This is a genomic window from Streptomyces sp. UNOC14_S4, from assembly GCF_020740835.1.
In the GTDB taxonomy this organism is placed as follows: Bacteria; Actinomycetota; Actinomycetes; order Streptomycetales; family Streptomycetaceae; genus Streptomyces.
The window spans coordinates 1-16,907 of the sequence record NZ_JAINFC010000125.1 but is presented as its reverse complement, the minus strand read 5'-3'; the positions used below and the strand labels follow the sequence as shown (position 1 = coordinate 16,907).

Annotated in this window: 16 protein-coding genes; 10 read left to right on the top strand and 6 right to left on the bottom strand. The window is 70.8% G+C overall.

Features of this window, described 5'->3' with window-relative positions; all coding sequences use genetic code 11:
* Window positions 1-55 precede the first annotated feature (55 nt).
* The 6 genes from K6I34_RS14095 to K6I34_RS14070 all read left to right on the top strand — a co-directional run bounded on the left by K6I34_RS14095 (window position 56) and on the right by K6I34_RS14070 (window position 7,437).
* On the top strand, window positions 56-808 hold the full coding sequence (locus K6I34_RS14095) for a hypothetical protein (protein WP_229325892.1): 753 nt from the start codon (window positions 56-58) through the stop codon (window positions 806-808).
* 84 nt (window positions 809-892) lie between these two features.
* The gene (locus K6I34_RS14090; protein ID WP_229325894.1) at window positions 893-2,224 is read left to right on the top strand and encodes an ATP-grasp domain-containing protein; all 1,332 of its coding nucleotides are present in this window, start codon (window positions 893-895) and stop codon (window positions 2,222-2,224) included.
* Window positions 2,221-3,546, top strand: coding sequence for an acetyl-CoA carboxylase biotin carboxylase subunit family protein (locus K6I34_RS14085; RefSeq protein ID WP_229325890.1), 1,326 nt, complete (start codon window positions 2,221-2,223; stop codon window positions 3,544-3,546). The genes K6I34_RS14090 and K6I34_RS14085 overlap by 4 nt, the downstream gene beginning before the upstream one ends.
* Window positions 3,543-4,880: an acetyl-CoA carboxylase biotin carboxylase subunit family protein gene (locus K6I34_RS14080; protein WP_229325889.1), complete on the top strand. Its 1,338-nt coding sequence runs from the start codon at window positions 3,543-3,545 to the stop codon at window positions 4,878-4,880. The genes K6I34_RS14085 and K6I34_RS14080 overlap by 4 nt, the downstream gene beginning before the upstream one ends.
* Window positions 4,877-5,782, top strand: coding sequence for an EamA family transporter (locus K6I34_RS14075; protein WP_229325887.1), 906 nt, complete (start codon window positions 4,877-4,879; stop codon window positions 5,780-5,782). Before K6I34_RS14080 ends, K6I34_RS14075 begins: the two co-directional genes overlap by 4 nt.
* Window positions 5,779-7,437 (top strand): DUF885 domain-containing protein, encoded by a 1,659-nt coding sequence (locus K6I34_RS14070; RefSeq protein WP_229325885.1) that lies wholly within the window; start codon window positions 5,779-5,781, stop codon window positions 7,435-7,437. The genes K6I34_RS14075 and K6I34_RS14070 overlap by 4 nt, the downstream gene beginning before the upstream one ends.
* Window positions 7,438-7,628: 191 nt before the next feature.
* Here K6I34_RS14070 and K6I34_RS14065 read toward each other — a convergent pair whose 3' ends face one another.
* Window positions 7,629-8,087, bottom strand: a complete 459-nt coding sequence (locus K6I34_RS14065) for a helix-turn-helix domain-containing protein (protein ID WP_229325883.1) — start codon at window positions 8,085-8,087, stop codon at window positions 7,629-7,631.
* Between the two features lie 87 nt (window positions 8,088-8,174).
* On the opposite strand from K6I34_RS14065, the gene K6I34_RS14060 reads away from it, so the two are divergent.
* Complete coding sequence (locus K6I34_RS14060) at window positions 8,175-9,416, top strand: MFS transporter (protein ID WP_229325881.1); 1,242 nt, start codon at window positions 8,175-8,177, stop codon at window positions 9,414-9,416.
* A gap of 85 nt (window positions 9,417-9,501) precedes the next feature.
* Here K6I34_RS14060 and K6I34_RS14055 read toward each other — a convergent pair whose 3' ends face one another.
* Window positions 9,502-10,383: an RICIN domain-containing protein gene (locus K6I34_RS14055; RefSeq protein WP_229325879.1), complete on the bottom strand. Its 882-nt coding sequence runs from the start codon at window positions 10,381-10,383 to the stop codon at window positions 9,502-9,504.
* Window positions 10,384-10,968: 585 nt separating this feature from the next.
* On the opposite strand from K6I34_RS14055, the gene K6I34_RS14050 reads away from it, so the two are divergent.
* Both K6I34_RS14050 and K6I34_RS14045 read left to right on the top strand, forming a co-directional pair.
* A complete protein-coding gene (locus tag K6I34_RS14050; RefSeq protein ID WP_229325877.1) occupies window positions 10,969-11,781 on the top strand; it encodes a hypothetical protein in 813 nt (270 codons plus the stop codon).
* Between the two features lie 331 nt (window positions 11,782-12,112).
* Window positions 12,113-13,207: a protein-L-isoaspartate O-methyltransferase gene (locus tag K6I34_RS14045; RefSeq protein ID WP_229325875.1), complete on the top strand. Its 1,095-nt coding sequence runs from the start codon at window positions 12,113-12,115 to the stop codon at window positions 13,205-13,207.
* Window positions 13,208-13,230: 23 nt separating this feature from the next.
* Here the strand turns inward: K6I34_RS14045 and K6I34_RS14040 are convergent, their stop codons facing one another.
* The 3 genes from K6I34_RS14040 to cspE all read right to left on the bottom strand — a co-directional run bounded on the left by K6I34_RS14040 (window position 13,231) and on the right by cspE (window position 15,561).
* Window positions 13,231-14,754: a M20/M25/M40 family metallo-hydrolase gene (locus K6I34_RS14040; RefSeq protein ID WP_229325873.1), complete on the bottom strand. Its 1,524-nt coding sequence runs from the start codon at window positions 14,752-14,754 to the stop codon at window positions 13,231-13,233.
* Window positions 14,755-14,817: 63 nt separating this feature from the next.
* Window positions 14,818-15,216 carry a hypothetical protein gene (locus K6I34_RS14035; RefSeq protein ID WP_229325871.1) on the bottom strand — a complete coding sequence of 133 codons (399 nt, stop codon included), beginning with the start codon at window positions 15,214-15,216 and terminating at the stop codon, window positions 14,818-14,820.
* Window positions 15,217-15,351: 135 nt separating this feature from the next.
* Complete coding sequence (cspE, locus tag K6I34_RS14030) at window positions 15,352-15,561, bottom strand: transcription antiterminator/RNA stability regulator CspE (RefSeq protein WP_190116223.1); 210 nt, start codon at window positions 15,559-15,561, stop codon at window positions 15,352-15,354.
* 205 nt (window positions 15,562-15,766) lie between these two features.
* On the opposite strand from cspE, the gene K6I34_RS14025 reads away from it, so the two are divergent.
* Window positions 15,767-16,813 carry an XRE family transcriptional regulator gene (locus K6I34_RS14025; protein ID WP_229325869.1) on the top strand — a complete coding sequence of 349 codons (1,047 nt, stop codon included), beginning with the start codon at window positions 15,767-15,769 and terminating at the stop codon, window positions 16,811-16,813.
* Here K6I34_RS14025 and K6I34_RS38870 read toward each other — a convergent pair.
* On the bottom strand, window positions 16,806-16,907 hold a 102-nt coding region (locus tag K6I34_RS38870), incomplete at its 5' end, for a DUF397 domain-containing protein (RefSeq protein ID WP_374230918.1). The genes K6I34_RS14025 and K6I34_RS38870 overlap by 8 nt on opposite strands.

Below are 16,907 nucleotides of genomic sequence, written 5' to 3'. Positions count from 1 at the left end.
CCTTCGAACCACCTCTGAACCACATCCGAGAGAACGTCCACGAGAAAGGCACATCATGCCGAACCGCGTGTACAACGCCGGCTACGGAGACCGCACCCCGTTCCTCAACGCCGGTGCCTCGGCGAAGCTGCGCGCCGAGATCGACGAGCAGCTCGATCTGCAGGTCGCCGAGTGGTACGCCAACGTCCCCGAGGCCGCGCACCTGGAGGGCAAGAACGTCGACTCCGCGTACTACAAGCGGCACCTGATCGAGACCGCCTGGCGCATCCGTCTGCTGCGGGTGGCCGAGTCCAAGGCGCTGGCGGAGATCGCCAAGCGCAGCCCGGAGGCGGCTCAGGTCTGGGCCAACTACGAGCAGGAGGAAATGCTCCACGACGAGCTGTTCATCGCCGACCTGGAGAAGGTGGGCGTGTCGCGTGAGCAGTTCCTGGACACCGAGCCCTACCTGTCCACCAAGCTGCTGGCCGGCTTCTTCTCCTACCTCCTGGACCACGAGGGCCCGCTCGGCGTCGTCGCGTACTCCTACCTCGTCGAGTACGTGAACGTGAAGCTCGAGCCCAGGAAGCTGGAGGCGCTGAAGGGCTCGGTCGGCGAGAGCAACATCGGCGGCCAGATCAACCACTCGCACACCGACATCAACGACGACCACCCCGGCGAGGTCTGGGCGGCCGTCCGGCACCTCCTGCGCAGCGATGACGACATCGTCGCGTTCAAGCGGTACCTCCGCGAGCACCAGTCGATCCTGGCGCAGTACTTCGAGGAGCTCTACCAGGACACCATCGTCAAGGCCGAGAAGCAGCCCGCCTGAGCCTGCTGACCCTTGTCCTCGGCGGGGGCGCGGCGCGGCCGCCGTGCCGCGCCCCCGCCCGCCGGTGAGGAGGCCGGATTGAGCATGGAAAACGCCAGGGGAGTGCTGCTGCTCAGCCACGTCGGGTTCTCGTTCATGGAGGACCTCGTCGGCACGGTCACGGCGCGGGGGCTGAAGGTCTACGTGCTCAGCTCGCTGCCGGAGCCGCAGTACCAGGGATCCAGGCCCGCGGCGCTGGCGGACCTCGCCGACGACGTCCGGGTGACCGACGGGCACGTGCTGACCCCGCGCGACGTCGAGGACTACCTCGACCATCTGGAGGCGGCGGGCACGCCGGTGTCGTGCTGCCTGACCGTCTGGGAGGGCTACCGCCACCTGATGGCGCTGGCCAACGCCCGTCTCGGGGTGCCGGACCTGGACGAGAAGCAGGTCCTGGGGCTGCGCGACAAGCTGACGCTGCGCAACCGCCTCGCCGACGCGGGCCTCAGCCGGGGCAGGGCGTCCGCGCTCACCCCCGCCACGCTCGCCGAACGCCAACGCGACGGCGGGCGCTACTTCGTGAAGCCGGTCAGCGGCATCGCCTCGTTCGGAACGTTCCCGCTCACCCCCGGCACGACCTGGGCCGACCTGGAACGCATCACCGCCGAGGCCGAGGCCGACACGGTCTACGCCAGCGCCTTCAGCGCCGACGGGATGCAGTTCCTCGTCGAGGACTACGTGCCCGGGCGGGAGTTCAGCTTCGAGGTGGTCGTCGTCGACCACGAGCCGTACGTCGTGGCCGTGCACGAGAAGTGCGAGGTGACGGAGACGGCGGGCGCCGTGCTGGAGAACGCCTGCGTCAGCCCGCCCACGAGCCTGTCGCGGGAGGAGACCGCCGTCGGCATCCGCTGGGTGGCGAGCCTGCTGGACGCCCTCGGCCTCGGCTGGGGCTGTTTCCACATCGAGGCACGGCACGCCCCGGGCGGCTGGGATCTGATCGAGGTCAACCCGCGCGTCGGCGGCAGCCTCATCTCGCCCAGCGTGGCCGCGCTGACCGGTGGTCCGAACCTGCTCGACCTCTGGCTGGACTCCCTGCTGACCGCCCACGAGCCGGACGGCTTCCTGAAGGACCTCAAAGACCTGTCGTTCGCGGAGGACGGCACCGCGCGGAGCGCGAAGGCGACGTTCTTCCGCGTCTTCTTCGCCGACCCCGGCACGATCCGCGAGGTCGGGCTGAACGACGAACTGCCGCTCCAGCCGGTCGTGACACACGTCCTGCTCAAGCCCGGCGACGTCGTGGAGTCCTCCTCGCGCGAGGTGTTCCTCGGCCAGCTGCTGTGGAGCATGGACCTGGCCGGCCGGGACGCGGTCCTCCCCGAGCTGATGCCCGCCTCCGAGCGGGCGATCGAGATCGTGTACGAGACGGAGCGCGCATGACCGGGCCGATACTCCTCGTCGTCGACTACAACCTGAGCCGGATCGACGAGGTCCGCCACCTGCGGGACTACGCGCGCGAGCGCCACGGCGCGACGGTGGTCCTGATCCGCGCCGAACCCACCGAGGCCGACTACGCCATCGCCGACGAGGTCATCGACCTCGATCCGCTGCGCGACGACTTCGCCGAGATGGGCGAGAAGCTGCTCGGCGACCGGCGCGAGCGGATCCGGGCGGGCATCGTCTTCTCCGACAACGCCGTGCGCAGCGGGGCCGAGCTGCTGGAACGCCTCGGCGTGGCGGTCGATTCGTCACCGCTGGCCGAGGGCGCGTTCTCCAAGTACCGCTACCGGCTGGGCGAGGCACACGTGGCCGAGCTGCTGACGGCACAGCGGATCATGGTCCCCGACTTCGCCGAGATCGCCTCGCTCGACCAGCTGCGGGACTTCGCACGCGCCCACCCCAAGGGCTTCGTGGTCAAGCCCGCGGCGGAGGGCAACAACCGGGGCGTCGTCGTGGTCCGCAACGGCGACGACCTGACGGCGGCGTTTGCCGAGGTCCTGCCCTATCTGGAGGGCGGGGTCATCTGCGAGGAGCTCATCCCGTACCGGCGCGAGTACTCCTTCGACGGGCTGGGCCCGCTGACGTTCCTCACCGAGAAGATCAGCGCGAGCGGCCGGTATCCCGTCGAGATCGCGCAGGTGCTGCCCGCCGGTCTGGAGGAGCACGAGCGCGCGACGCTGGAGCGGGCGGGACGGCAGGCCAACTGGCTGGTCGGGCAGTGCGACGGGCCGTTCCACAACGAGATCAAGCTGAGCGACGACGGGCTGCGCGCCGCGATCGTGGAGCCCAACCGGCGGCCGGGCGGCATGAAGATCTGGGCGCTGGCCCGCTGGGTCTACGGGATCGATCTGCACCACCGCTGGATCGACACGGCCTTCGGCACGGCCGACGGTGTGGGGCGGCTGGTGCCCGGCTGCTCGGCGGCGACGGTGCTGCTCGGTGTCGGCAGCGACCGCGCGTTCTCCCCGGACGACGTCGCGCCCGGCACGGATCCGTTCGCGGACGCCGTCCAGGACACCGCCGAACGGTTCGGCCTGGCCGACGGGGAGCTGACCGTCACGGAGTTCACCTGGCTGTCGCACGAGCGCCGCCACCTGCACGCCGTCGCCCGCGACAACGCGGACTTCGCGGCGCAGGGCTGCGTCGTCCTGCGCGGCGACCGCGCCGACATCCGCGCCGTCGTCCACGCGCTGCGCGAGGCATGGTCGGAGGCCCTGGACCGCGCCCTCGAACTCCCCGCCCCCGTGAGGAAGTCCCGATGAAGATCCTTATCCTGCACCGCGTGCCCTACTTCAAGATTGAATACCACCGAGGGATCTCTCATGACCGGCACGAGGTCACCTATTTCGGGACCGACCGGGCCCTGGCCACCCTCCCACCCGACCTGCGCTGCGAGCGGGTGAGCCGGCCGGGCGAACGCCCGGCCTTCGAGGAGGCCCGGGACTGGCTGGCGGAGCATCCCCGCGCATTCGACCGTGTCATCTCGGCGTCGGAGTACGAACTCCTCGACGCCGCCCGGCTGCGCGAGCACCTGGGCGTCCCCGGCGCGCCGGTGGACCAGGTCGCGCTCGCCCGCGACAAGGTCCTGATGAAGCAGGCGGTCGAGGAGGCCGGTCTCCGGGTGCCGCGCTTCCTGCCGTTGACTCGCTTTCTCGAACAGGACGGGCGGGTGGGCTGGTCCGGCCGGACCGTCCTCAAGCCGCACCGCGGCGCGTCCAGCGAGGACGTCCTCGTGTTCGACACCCCGCGGCAGGCCGCCGCGGCGGTCACCGAGCGGCACACCGGCGTCGCCCGCCTCGACGCCGGGATCGGCCTGGAGGACTTCCAGGTCGAGGAGTTCGTCTCCGGGCCGATCAGGCACTTCGACGGCCTGGTGCAGGGCGGCGAGGTCCTGGTCCTCAGCGCGAGCGAGTACGTGGGCACCTGCCTGAAGTACGCGCAGGGCGAGTCGATGGGGTCGTTCCAGATCGAGTTCACCGAGGAGACGCGCACCTGGGTGTCGCGCGCCCTGGCCGCCGTACGGATCGAGGACGGCAGCTTCCACCTGGAGGCGATCGTCGACGAGGCCGGTGCCGGGGAGCCCGAGGAAGAGCTGGTCTTCCTGGAGGTCGGCAACCGGGTCGGGGGCGCCGACGTGGTGGCGACCGTCGAGCTGGCCACCGGCGTCCACCTGCCCTCGTACGAACTGCGCGTCCTGCTCGGCGAGCACGTCGCCGAGGCGCTCCCCGAGCCGCCCGCCGAGCGCCGCTGGTACGGCTGGTTCGTCCACCCCGGCCACCACCTGGCCGGGCGGGAGTACCGGGGCCTCGACGGGACGCGGGCGTTCCGGGCCAGTTCCCACGTGGTCACGTGGCACGAACTGCCGTCCGGCGCGCCGCTGCCCGACCACATCACCTATCAGGCCGGGGAGACGGTCCTCGCCGGGATCGCCGCGAGCGACACCCCCGAGGAGACCCGGGACTGGATGGCGGGCCTGTTCGCCTCGCTCTCGGTCCGCACCGGCCCGGCCGCCACCTCGGCCCCCGAGGTCCCCTCGACCTCGTCGGTCCCGTCGGTCTCGTCGATCCCATCCATCCCGGAACAGGTCTCTGCATGAAGAAACAGCACATCCTGATCGCGGTGGCCATCACCGCGATCTGGGGCCTCAACTTCTCGGTCATCAAGATCGGGCTCAAGAGCGTCGACCCGCTCATCCTGGCCGGGATCCGGTTCGCGCTCTGCGCGCTGCCCGCGGTGTTCTTCCTCAAGCGGCCGCAGGTGGCGTGGAAGTACATCATCGGCTACGGGCTGGTGTTCGGCGTCGGGCTGTGGGGCGTGGTGAACCTGGGCATCAAGGCCGGGGTGTCGTCGGGGATCTCGTCCCTGGTACTGCAGTTCAGCGCGTTCCTGACGATTGTGCTCGGGGCCGTGGTGTTCCGCGAGAAGCTGTCGCGGTTCCAGTACCTGGGGATGGCGGTCGCCCTGATCGGCCTGTTCTCGGTCACGTTCGTCACCGACGGCACGGTGACGATCGCCGGTGTCGCGCTGGTGCTGTTCGGCGCGGCCGCGTGGAGCGTCGCCAACATCATCATGAAGAAGGCCAAGCCCAAGGACACCCTGTCGTTCATGGTGTGGTCGAGCCTGTTCTCGCCGGTCCCGCTGTTCCTGCTGGACCTGGTCGTGAACGGCACCAAGGGCTACACCGAGCTGCCGCACCAGCTCGGGTGGGCGGCGATCCTGTCCCTCCTCTTCCAGGCGTACCCGAACACCGTGCTGGGATACGCCGTGTGGAACTGGCTGCTCCGCGAGTACCCGGTGTCGACCGTCGCGCCGCTCTCCCTGCTCGTGCCGATCTTCGGTATGGCGGGCTCGGTGGTGATCTTCAACGAGTCGCTGCCGGCGCTGAAGCTGGTGGCCGGAGCGCTGATCGTCGCGGGTCTGGTCATCGGCCTCTACGGCAAACGGCTGGCCGAGTCCAGGAACACGGCCCGGCTCCCGTCGTCGGTGAGCAGCCAGTGACCACCCTGAACGAGCTCGCGGATCTCGCGGACCGGTACGTCGACGAGATGGCCGCGCTGGATCCCTGCCTGGCCGCCGTAATGGGCATCGCCGGGCAGGAGGAGCGGCTGACCGACTTCGGCCCGCAGGGGATCCAGGCGCGCGCGGAGCTGGCGCGCCGCACGCTGAAGGCGGTCGACGACACGCCGGTCGCGGGCGACGCGGAGCGGGTCGCGGCGGCGGTGCTGCGCGAGCGGCTCGCCACGGAGGTGGCGCTGGCCGACGCCGACGCGTACGGCACGCTGCTGGACACCATCGACGGGCCGGTGCAGCGCGTACGGAACGCGGTGGGGCTGCTGGACCAGGGCGGCGACACCGCGTGGGAGGCGCTGCTGGCGCGACTGCGGGCCGTCCCGGGCACGCTGGCGGGGCTGCGCGAGAGCCTGGAGGCCGCGCGGCGCCGCGGCCGGGTCGCGCCGCGGCGCCAGGTGGCCCGCAATATCGGAGAGTGCCGGGACATGCGGCCGTACCTGGCGGGGCTGCCCGCCGGGCACGGCGACGGCGCGTTGCGGCCCGCTCTGGACGAGGCCGCGGCGGCCGCGAACCAGGCACTGACGGAGCTCGCGGCGTACCTCTCGGAAGAGCTCGCCGCGGACGCCCCGGAACTGGACGCGCTGGGCGCCGACCGCTACCAGCTGGGCGTACGGGAATTCCTCGGTACCCGGCTGGACCTGCGGGAGACGTACGCGTGGGGCTGGGACGAACTGGCCAGGGTGCGGCAGGAGATGGCCGAGGCGGCGGCACGGATCGCGCCCGGCGAGCCGGTCCCGGCGGTCATGGCCGCGCTCGACGGCGACCCCCGGCACCAGGTGAAGGACGCGGCGGCGTTCCGCGACCGGATCCAGGAGCTCGCCGACGGCGCCATCGCCGACCTCGACGGGACGCACTTCGCGATCCCCGAGCCGCTGCGGCGGATCGACTGCCGGATCACCCACGGAGAAGGGGTCGCCGTCTACCTGGCACCCAGCGAGGACCTGTCGCGCCCCGGCACGGTCTGGTGGCCGCTGCCGCCCGGCTCGGACGCGCCCATCCCGGTGTGGAAGGTGCCGGGCACGATGTTCCACGAAGGTGTCCCGGGCCATCACCTCCAGCTGGGCGTGACGACCCTCAACACCGCCACCCTCAACCGCTTCCAGCGGCTGTCGAGCGAACTGCACCCGGGACACGTCGAGGGCTGGGGCCTGTACGCCGAGCAGCTCATGGACGAGCTGGGATACCTCGCCGACCCGGCGCACCGGCTGGGGCTGCTGGCCAACGGGCAACTGCTGCGCGCCGCGCGCGTCGTACTGGACATCGGGCTGCACCTGCGGCTCCCGATCCCCGCGGGCACCGGTTTCCACGAAGGGGAGCGGTGGACTCCACGGCTGGGCCGCGAATTCCTCACCGAGTACTGCGGGCTGGGCCCGGCGGGGTTCGTCGAGTTCGAGATCGACCGATACCTGGGCACCCCCGGCCAGGCCCTCGCGTACAAGCTGGGCGAGAAGGTGTGGCTGGAAGCGCGCGAGTCGGCCCGCCGCCGCGAGGGGGCCGCGTTCGACCTCAAGCGATTCCACCAACGGGCGCTGGACCTGGGCCCGATGGGCCTGGACCTGCTGCGGGCGGAACTGGCCCGCTGACCAGGCTGCGCAGAGTTCCCCGCGTCCCGTAAGGGGCGCGGGGCTTGCTGCGTCATGCGGCTCCGCCGCGTGGGCTTAGGGGCGCGGGGAACTGCGCGACCAGCCCCCACCGGACCCGCAGCCGCGCACCAAGCGAAAGAGGCACCCCGGTAGGCGCACGGGGCCAACGGCCCGCAGCAAAAAGGGCCCGCCTAGCGGGACCTCTGCACGCGCGTGCTGTCGGCGTCGACAAGATCGCCGTCCGCGCCGACCGGCGCGACCTCCGGCACCACGGCTCCATGCTGGTCGACCAGCATGGAGTGTGGCTCGCCGGGGGAGAAGGCGTGCCGCTCCCCCCACTGCCGCAGCGTGAGGATGACCGCGAAGAGATCGCGCCCGGCGTCGGTGAGCACGTACTCCTGGCGGCGGCCCGATGGCGCGGTGCGCTGGGCGAGGAGCCCGTGAGCGGTGAGCTTGCGGAGTCGGTCCGTGAGGATGTTGCGGGCGATGCCGGTGCGTCGCTGGAACTCGGTGAACGACCGTGCGCCGTCCATCGCGTCGCGGACGACGAGCAGGCTCCACCTGTCGCCGACGAGATCGAGCGTACGGGCGACGGGACAGTCGGGGTCGGTCCATTCGGAATTCGGGGCGCTCGCGGCGGTACGCGGCATGACACCTCCCGATGGGTTGCGGATTGAAACCATCATGCCGTACGGTCGAATCAGTTGCAATCTGCTACTGATTGGGGATGGGGCGCAATGAACGTGTGGCGGCGTTTGCTGCTCGCGGTGGTATGCGGTGTCGCGGTGGCGAGTATCTATGCCGCGCAGCCGGTTCTGGAGCCGATGGGACACGACCTCGGCCTGTCGACGGATCTCTCCGGGTGGATCGTCTCGACCGCCCAGTTCGGCTACATCGCGGGGCTGTTGCTGCTGGTTCCGCTCGGCGACGTGGTGACCGACAGGCGCAAGCTCATCGCCGTGCACCTGGCCGTCACCGCTGCGGGCATGATCCTGACGGCCGCGGCCTCGGCCGCGTGGATGGCGTTCCTGGGGCTCGCGGCGGCCGGAGTGTTCGCGGTGGTGGTGCAGACCACGGTGGCCTACGCCGCGTCGATCTCGCCGCCCGCCGAACGCGGACGGAACATCGGTGTCGTGACCTCGGGCGTCGTGATCGGCATCCTGGGCGCGCGGGTCGTCACCGGCGCGCTCGCCGACGTGTGGAGCTGGCGGAGCATCTACGTCGTGCTCGCGGCCCTGTCGATCGGGCTCGCGGTCCTCGTCCTCGCCGTACTCCCGCCGGACGAGCGCCCCGAAGGACACACGGGTCCGGGCTACAAGCAGACCCTCGGCGGGCTCGGCGGACTGTTCACGGAGCGCCTCTTCCTGACGCGCGGGCTCATCACGTTCTTCCTGTTCGCGTCGTTCGGAACCCTGTGGAGTGGGGTGGCCCTGCCGCTGGCGGACGCGCCGTGGAACCTGAACGAGAGCCAGATCGGCCTGTTCGGCATCGCCGGCGTCGCCGGTGCGCTCGGCGCGGCACGCGCGGGACGGTGGGCGGACTCGGGGAAGGCGATCCAGGTCAGCGGTCTCGCGCTCGTCCTGCTGATCGCCTCGTGGGCGGCGATCGGGCAGCTGACGTGGGCGCTGTGGCTCCTCGTCATCGGCATCATCGTCCTCGACTTCGCCGTCCAGGCCGTTCACGTGAGCAACCAGCACATGCTCACCTCCGCGCACCCGGAGCGACTCAGCAGCGTCATCGGCGCCTACATGGTCTTCTACTCGCTCGGCTCCGCCCTCGGCGCGGCCGCGACCACCTCCGTCTACACCTCCCACGGCTGGGCGGGCTCCAGCCTCCTCGGCGCCGGCTTCGCGGCCTGCGGGCTGATCGTCTGGGCGACGAACCGGAAGGTGTCCGTCGGCGGCGTCCACGCCCCGGCGCGGGAAGCGGGTACGGGCGCGGGCACGCAGCAGGTGCGCGAGGAGACGCAGGTTCTCTGAGCGCCCCGGCACCATCACGAGGGTGGCCCGGCCGTATTGGCCGGGCCACCCTCGCCGTATAACCCGCCGTATGACAGGGCCGTCGTCAGACGCGCTCCAGCCGCCACTTCTGGGCGACGGTGTCATTGAACGTGTACTGCTGGACGTTGGCGCTGTTGTCCTTCGAGGCACCGGTGACGTCCACGGCCTTGCCGCTGCGGACGTTGCTGATCACGAAGACGCCGTCGCCGATCGGGGTGACCCACCAGCGCTGGTTGGAGCCGTCGTTGCTCTCCCACTGCTGGACGTTCCCGGTGTCCTCAAGGGCCGAGCCCGCGACCTCCAAGGCCTTGCCGCTCGCCTTGGAGGTGATCCAGTACTCGCCGGTGACGTTGTACGCCGGGTTGTTGCGCGCGTAGTCGCGGCGTACGGGCGTGAACGTCCACTGCTGGTTCGGCCCGCCGTGCCGGGTGTACTGGCCGACGTTCGCGCCGTTCTCCTTCTCGTTGCCGAGCACGTCCAGCACCTTGTCGCTGCCGATGTCGGTGAGGATGTACGTGCCCTCTTCGACGGGCAGGTCGCGGATCACCTGGGCGGCGTCGGAGCCGAGCGGGAAGAGGCGTATGGAGGCCGCCCGGTTCTTCAGCACGGGGCCCAGCTTGTTGCGGGACTCGCCCACGATGTTCCCGATGCCGTCGATCTCCCGGGTGTCCTTCTCGGCGACGGACCGGAGCTCGTCCCGCGGGCCCACCTGCGCGGCGAAGCCCTTGAAATCGGGCTCCACGTGCAGGGCCAGGCTCTGCTCGGTGTGGTTGACCACCGACATGACGCGGCCGTCGAAGCCGAAGGCCCGTACGTCACCCAGTGTCTGGTCGGAGAGCAGGACGCGGCCGCGCTCCTTGACGTTGAAGTCCTCGTGCTCATAGACCGCGTACCAGCCCTTGGGGCATGCCTCGACGCCACTGCCCTCGAAGATCTTGACCGTCACCCTCGTACATCCTTCTTCTCTTGTCGCATCCCGCGCGTACCGCGGGCCACGGCTTCACCCTAGGGTGCCGATTCGATCACCAGTAGTGATCAAATCCGGCCATGGGGGCGGCGAGGCGAGGGTCGTCTTCCCGGAACCGGCCGGCCCGAGGGCGACAAGGTGGCCGCGCGGCAACGCGCGGAAGCGGGCGGTGGGTTCCTCGGTCCGGTCGACGAGGCGGGCCAGGGTGGCCTGGGCACCGGAACCGCACGTCAGGTGATTCCCCCGGGCTGTGCGCGCGGGAAACGCGAGGGCGGGCGGCGTACGGGGGCGGTGACCCGGCGCGTCCTTGCCGCTGTTCGCCGGATCGGGGTTTCCGGGACCCGGGTGACCGCGAACTGGCCGCCCCCGACGTCCCGTTAAAGGATTGGGGGAAGTACCGAACCTTCCCAAACCGGAAGTCGTCACCCCATCGGGTGACGAGGTGGCAGGCGCGGTCACCGGCGCGGTACGTTCGCGCCACAAGCCCCAGACAAGACGACGGCCCCCGCCGGGACGGGCATCCCGGACGAGGGCCTGATCATCAAGGAAGCAGAGCCCTTCCTCATGACTGAAGCGCAGTCTAGCGCGCACGGGTTCGCGTGCGCCGAGTCACCGAAGGCCGGAGTGGTCCACGTCCGGCACCGTCATGACACCCACTTCACCGTCGTCGGCAATCACCTGGCCCAGCACCCTCACCTCTCTGCCGTCGCGATCGGCATCGGGGTGTACATCCAGTCGCTCCCCGACGGCGCGTTGGTCGGCATCAAGGACCTGACCCGCCGTTTCCGTGAGGGCGAGATCGCGATCGCCCGTGCGCTGAAGGAGCTGGAGGCGGCGGGCTATCTGGAGCGGCGGCGTGAACGGTGCGCGGGCGGGCGCATGGTGACCCGTACGAGCTGGTTCGAGCACCCCGACCACCGTGCGGCAAGCGTGCCGCGCCCCCGCCCCAGGCCGCAGGTCGACCTGGCCAAACGCCGCCGCACCCCCGACGTGCCGTTGCCGCCCGTCGACGAGCCCGCAGCCGAGCTGCTGGCAGGGCTGCGCCGCCGTGACCCGCGGCTGGTCCTCTCCGAGCGGGACGTCCGGCTCCTGGCCCCGGATGTCCGGGCCTGGCTCGACCGTGGCGTGGGCCCCGTCCAGCTCGCCCGCACGCTCGGCGGCGAGCTCCCCGTGGGCGTCATCGCCCGCCCGGCCCGCCTTCTCGCCTACCGCCTCAAGTCCTGGCTGCCACCCGCACTCCCCGTACAGCCGAGGGAGCCCGCCCCGGAACGACCCAGCGCGCCGCTTCCCTTCCAGACCTGCGACGGCTGCGAACGCGCCTTCCGCGCGGCCGCACCCGGCAGATGCCGCGACTGCCGGACAGTCGACGCGGCGTAGTCGGCGACTGGCGGAGGCCGCACGCACAACCGGAGTCGCTGTGTGCACAGTTCGCATCCCGGCGGCCCGCCGGTGCGCCGTCACAGGAGTGGCGACGGAATCATCCGTCCCGCCGACACTCGACTGGGCATCTGGACGGGCTCCGCCGCTGGCCGGAAAATGCGGCTCTGCCAGCTGTACTGGCTTTTGCGACGAGGGGAGATGCCGCTCGTGGGCAAGCGCAACAAACCCGACCCTCCGCTGGAGAAGGGCAAGCCTCCGCCGGGGAACTCCGACGGCCAGGTCCCGCCGCCTCCGCTACCCACCGGAACGCGCAGGAAGTAAGGGGAGCATGTTCGACACACAGCGAGTCCGCCTGGCCGCGGCGATGGAGGAACGCGGCGCGTGGCCCGCGGACTCGCCGTGGGTCCGCCAGGCCATGCAGGCATACCCCCGCCATGCCTTCGCTCCGGCCGTCGTGTGGTCGTGGGACGGCGACGCCTACGTTCCCGTGGACCGTGACCGCGACGAAGAGCGATGGGGAGCCGAGGTCTACGGCGGCCCGGATGACGCCTCCGTCACGCAGGTCACGGACGGAGTGGCGACCTCCAGTCTGTCGTGCGAGGCGATCGTCGCGGACATGCTCGACGCGTTGATCCTCGAACCCGGCCACCGGGCCCTGGAGCTCGGGGCCGGGCAGGGCCGCAACGCCGCCCTGATGGCCTGGCGCACCGGCCCGGACCTCGTCACGAGTGTCGAGACGGACGAGGGTCTGGCGGTCGGCACCGCACGACGTCTGGCCGCGCTCGGGGCTTCGGTCCGTGTGCAGGTCGGCAACGGCGACGTCGGCTTCGCCGACAGAGCGCCGTACGAGCGTGTGATGTCCACCTACGCGGTTGACGACGTGCCCTGGGCATGGGTGGAGCAGACCTCTCCCGGCGGGCGGATCGTCACTCCGTGGGGGCTCCTGGGGCACGTGGCGCTCACCGTCGCGGACGACGGAAAGTCCGCGACCGGATGGATGCAAGGGCTTGCCGCGTTCATGGCCAGCCGTAACACCGCATCCCGCCGGGCGTGGGATCAGGTGCGCGGTGACGACGAGCCCGATGACGAGCGTCCGTGCCCGACAGGGCTCCTTCGTGTGCACCGCGACGCCAACCTGCTCTTCGCCCTGCGCGTGGCCCTGCCCGATGTCCAGATCATCACCCGGGCATCGGACGACGGCCGCGTGAAGGCATGGCTCCACGACGGCGTCGCTTCCTGGGCCGGCATCGCGGGAGCCGGCTGCCAAGGCGGTCCGCGGCGTCTCCTCGACGAGGCCGAGTCGGCGGTCGAGTGGTGGCAGGGGCTCGGGGAGCCTTCGTTGTACGACTTCGGTCTGAGGGTGACCGGGCCCGGGGAACAGTACGTGTGGTGCCGCGACCCCGAAGACGGCCCGTGCCGCTGAGCGGCCTGGGTGAAGTTCCCGCCTCACGGCTGGGGCGCGGGGAAAGCGACCGGGCTGCGCAGGCCTGAGTGGTTGAGCGCGCGGATGCCGAAGAAGACGTTGTCCTTGGACAGGCCGACCGTGTGGTGAGTCACGTCCCCGGCCGGGATGACGTGGGTCCATTCCGGTTCGGTGGTCTCCCGCCACACCACCTCGTACCCGGCGAGGTCCGGCTCCGGGCCGCGTTCCCAGACCAGTTCGGTGGAGTTGCCGAGGGCGGCGGTGCGGATCTTCGCGCCGCGTGGGGTGCCGGGGGCCTGGGCGAGCGACCACAGGGCGGCCGCGTTCACCCGGGCCACCCGGGCGATGAAGCCGAAGTCGCAGAACTCGGGAAGGTCCCCGTACTGCTTGCCGTCCGCCACCCGCACGTCCTGGTGCTGGTGCGCGTAGTTCTCGGCGGGCTCGGTGAACCGGGCCGCCGGATAGCCCTGCTGGAGATACGGGATGTGGTCGCCGCTGCGCAGATAGCGGTCGCGGCGGTTGATCACCCGTACCCGCATCCCCGTCGCGTCGTTCTCGGCGGTGTCCCGGACGAAGCGGGCCAGCTGGCGCGAGGGCGAGTCGTTCTCGCCGCCGACCGAGCGCCGTGTCTCGGCCTGTTCCGGCGTCTCCGAGGTGGGCACCCCCTCGGCGAACAGCCGGATCGTGTGCGGGTCGCGCGAGCCGTCCTCGGCGGTCGGGCTCCCCACGATGTCATTGGTGAACATGCCTTGTATGTCGGCCTGGCGGCCCCGGAACGTCCGGGCCATGTGCCCGGACCCGTACAGCCCCTGCTCCTCGCCCGCCACCGCCGCGAACACCACGGTCGCGGCGGGCCGCTGGGTCGCGAAGACCCGGGCCAGCTCCAGGACGACGGCCACCCCGGAGGCGTCGTCGTCGGCACCGGGCGCGTCGCCGGTCGCGTTCATGGGGTCGCTGTTCCGTGAGTCGTAGTGTCCCGAGACCACGTAGATCCGGTCGGGCGTGACCGAACCCCGCAGCGTCGCGACGACGTTGGTGATCCTGGTCGCCACCGGGACACGGGGCCCGGGCTGCTGTACGTACGACTGGAGCTCCACGCTCATCCGGCCGCCGGAGGCCTGCGCGCAGCGGCGCAGCTCGGCGAGCAGCCAGTCACGCGCCGCGCCGACGCCGCGTACGGGATCGTCCTGGGCGGACAGGGTGTGCCGGGTGCCGAAGGAGACCAGCTTGCGGACGGTCGCCTCGACGCGCTTCGGGTCGATCTCGCGCATCAGCGCGCGGAGTTCGCGCGAGGGGGGTTGCTCGGTGGGCCGGTGACGGGCGGGCCCTCCGGGCCGCGTCTGTCCGGACTGTGCGGGGTCGGACTGCGCGGGTCCGGACTGTGCGGGGTCGGCCGCCGCCGACGGCAGCCCGAGGGCCGCCGCTCCGACCGTGGCCGCGCCGAGCACGGTGCGCCGTGCCGCGCCCCGTCCGCTGTGCCTGTCATGTCCGCTGCGTCCGTCGTGCCCGCTGCGTCTGCTGCCCGCGTTCTCGCCCGGCTGCGTCATGCCGCCATCGTCACGTCCGCCTCAGCACCCCCGCAAGGTTCGGTTTCGGCCCGGTGAGGGGCCTCAGTCGGTGGCGCCGTCGATGTCGCGGTCGGCGGTCTCGACGGCGATGCCGACGGCCTCCAGCGCCGTGGTGAAGGCGCCCCATGCGTCCCAGGAGCGGTTCATGCTGGTGCGGACGTCCGGGCCAGGGACGATCAACCGGCTGATGTGGTGCTCGACCAGCCAGGCGGGGAGTTCGAGAATCGCCGCACGCGTGGGCTGGAGGACGGACCAGATGCAATGGCCGGCGTTCACGTAGCCGTGCTCCCGTACCCATTGGCCGATGGCATCGAGCTGGCCTTCCCAGTCCTTCTCGAACTGGGTGAACAGAGCGGGCTGGTCGTCGGGTTCGTCGACTTCCCTGGCTCCGAAAACCAATCCCCACGCGCGCGGGACGTCGCTGCTCCCGGTCTCCTGCATGGCGGCACGGTACCGTGCGACCGGCCCGGTACGGTGTGGGGCCGGGCAGGCGTTCAGCCCGCCTGAGCCTGCCGGGCCCTTGGACGTCGCCGCTTCAGCCAGGTGAACACAAGGCTGAAGCGGCATCCGGCGTTGTCAGATGGCCGTGACGTTGACTGCTGACGGGCCCTTCTGGCCGTCCTCGATCTCGAACTCGACGTTCTGCCCCTCAGCCAGGGTCTTGAAGCCGTTGCCTTGGATCGCGGAGAAGTGCACGAAGACGTCCTTGCTGCCGTCAGCTGGAGTGATGAACCCGAACCCCTTCGACTCGTTGAACCACTTCACCTGGCCCTTGATCTTCGCCATGCACGCTCCTTCGGCCACGTCGACAGGCCGACAGCCTGTGGATCTTGCTGAGTATGCCCCAGGAAGTCTGCCCAAGCCAGAACCATCTTGATCCGTCGTATTTGAAGCGCAGCAGTCGACCAGCCAGTGCGGTACCCAGCCCCCGACCCGTCGGGTACGCCCTAGGGTGGCGGGGACGGCCCGACGGGAGGATGGTGAGGGTCCGGTGCGGCGCAGGCAGCTGCTGGCGAACCTCGCGGTCACGGCCGCCGCTGCCGTCGGCGCCCCTGTCCTGCCGGCTGGGCGAACTCCGACAGCCGAAGCCGCGCTCGGTGACGTCCTGGTCGGACGTGTTCGAGACGCGATGCTCGGTCTGCACACGAACAGTGCCGCACCACCTGCGGAAGCCTTGAGGGCAGAGCTCTCCCGCGCCTTCACCGACTTCCACACGTGCCACTACGGCAGCCTGGCCGTCCGTTTGCCTCGCCTCATCCATGCGGCGCACGAGCGTGCCGCGGGCGAGGGAACGGTGGAGCACAGTCGGCTGCTGGCGCACAGCTACCTCCTGGCCACACGCATGCTGATCAAACTGGACGAGTCACAACTCGGCTGGATGGCAGCGGATCGCGCCCGCCGGAGCGCCGAAGCCGCGGAACAGCCGCTCCTGGTCGCGGAGGCTGCACGCCAGCTCGCTGTGCTCGCCCGCAAGGCCGGCTGGCACGACCAGGCCATGTCCCTGGTGCTCGTGGCCGCCGATGACCCGGGCCTGCGCGGCGGCGCCCCGGCCCTGTTCGTGCAACGAGGGCTGCTGATCCAGTCCGCCGCGTACACCGCCGCCAAGTCGGGTGACGTGGATGCCATGCGCGAACTGACCGGAGAGGCCGCGGCCATTGCCCGGGAACTGGGCGGCAAGATACTGCTGCGCGATCACGGTGGCGGGTTCAGCCCCACCACGGTCCAGCTCCACCTCATCTCCGCCGAGAACTCCGCTGGCGATCTGTCTGCCGCGCTCGCCGCGGCCAAGGTGGTCGTTCCGCAGAGCCTGCCCAGTACCGAGCGCAGGGCTCGGTACTACACCGACATCGCCACCGCGCTCGGGCGGTGGGGCCGCCGGGACGAATGCGTTCGCGCGCTCCTGGCCGCGGAGCACCAGGCGCCGGAAGAGACTCATGCCCGTCCGGCGGTCAAGTCCCTTGTCTCCGGACTGCTGGTCTCCGGCCGGACCACGGCCGAGCTGCGCGGGCTCGCCGCTCGCGTCGGCGCCCTTACCTGACGCTGGTTATGAAGGACGACCAGGCGGGCCGGGGTATGGCTAGGGCCGCACCGTCGGGGTTCTTGGAGTCACGAACGGCGGCGTCGGTGGTGGG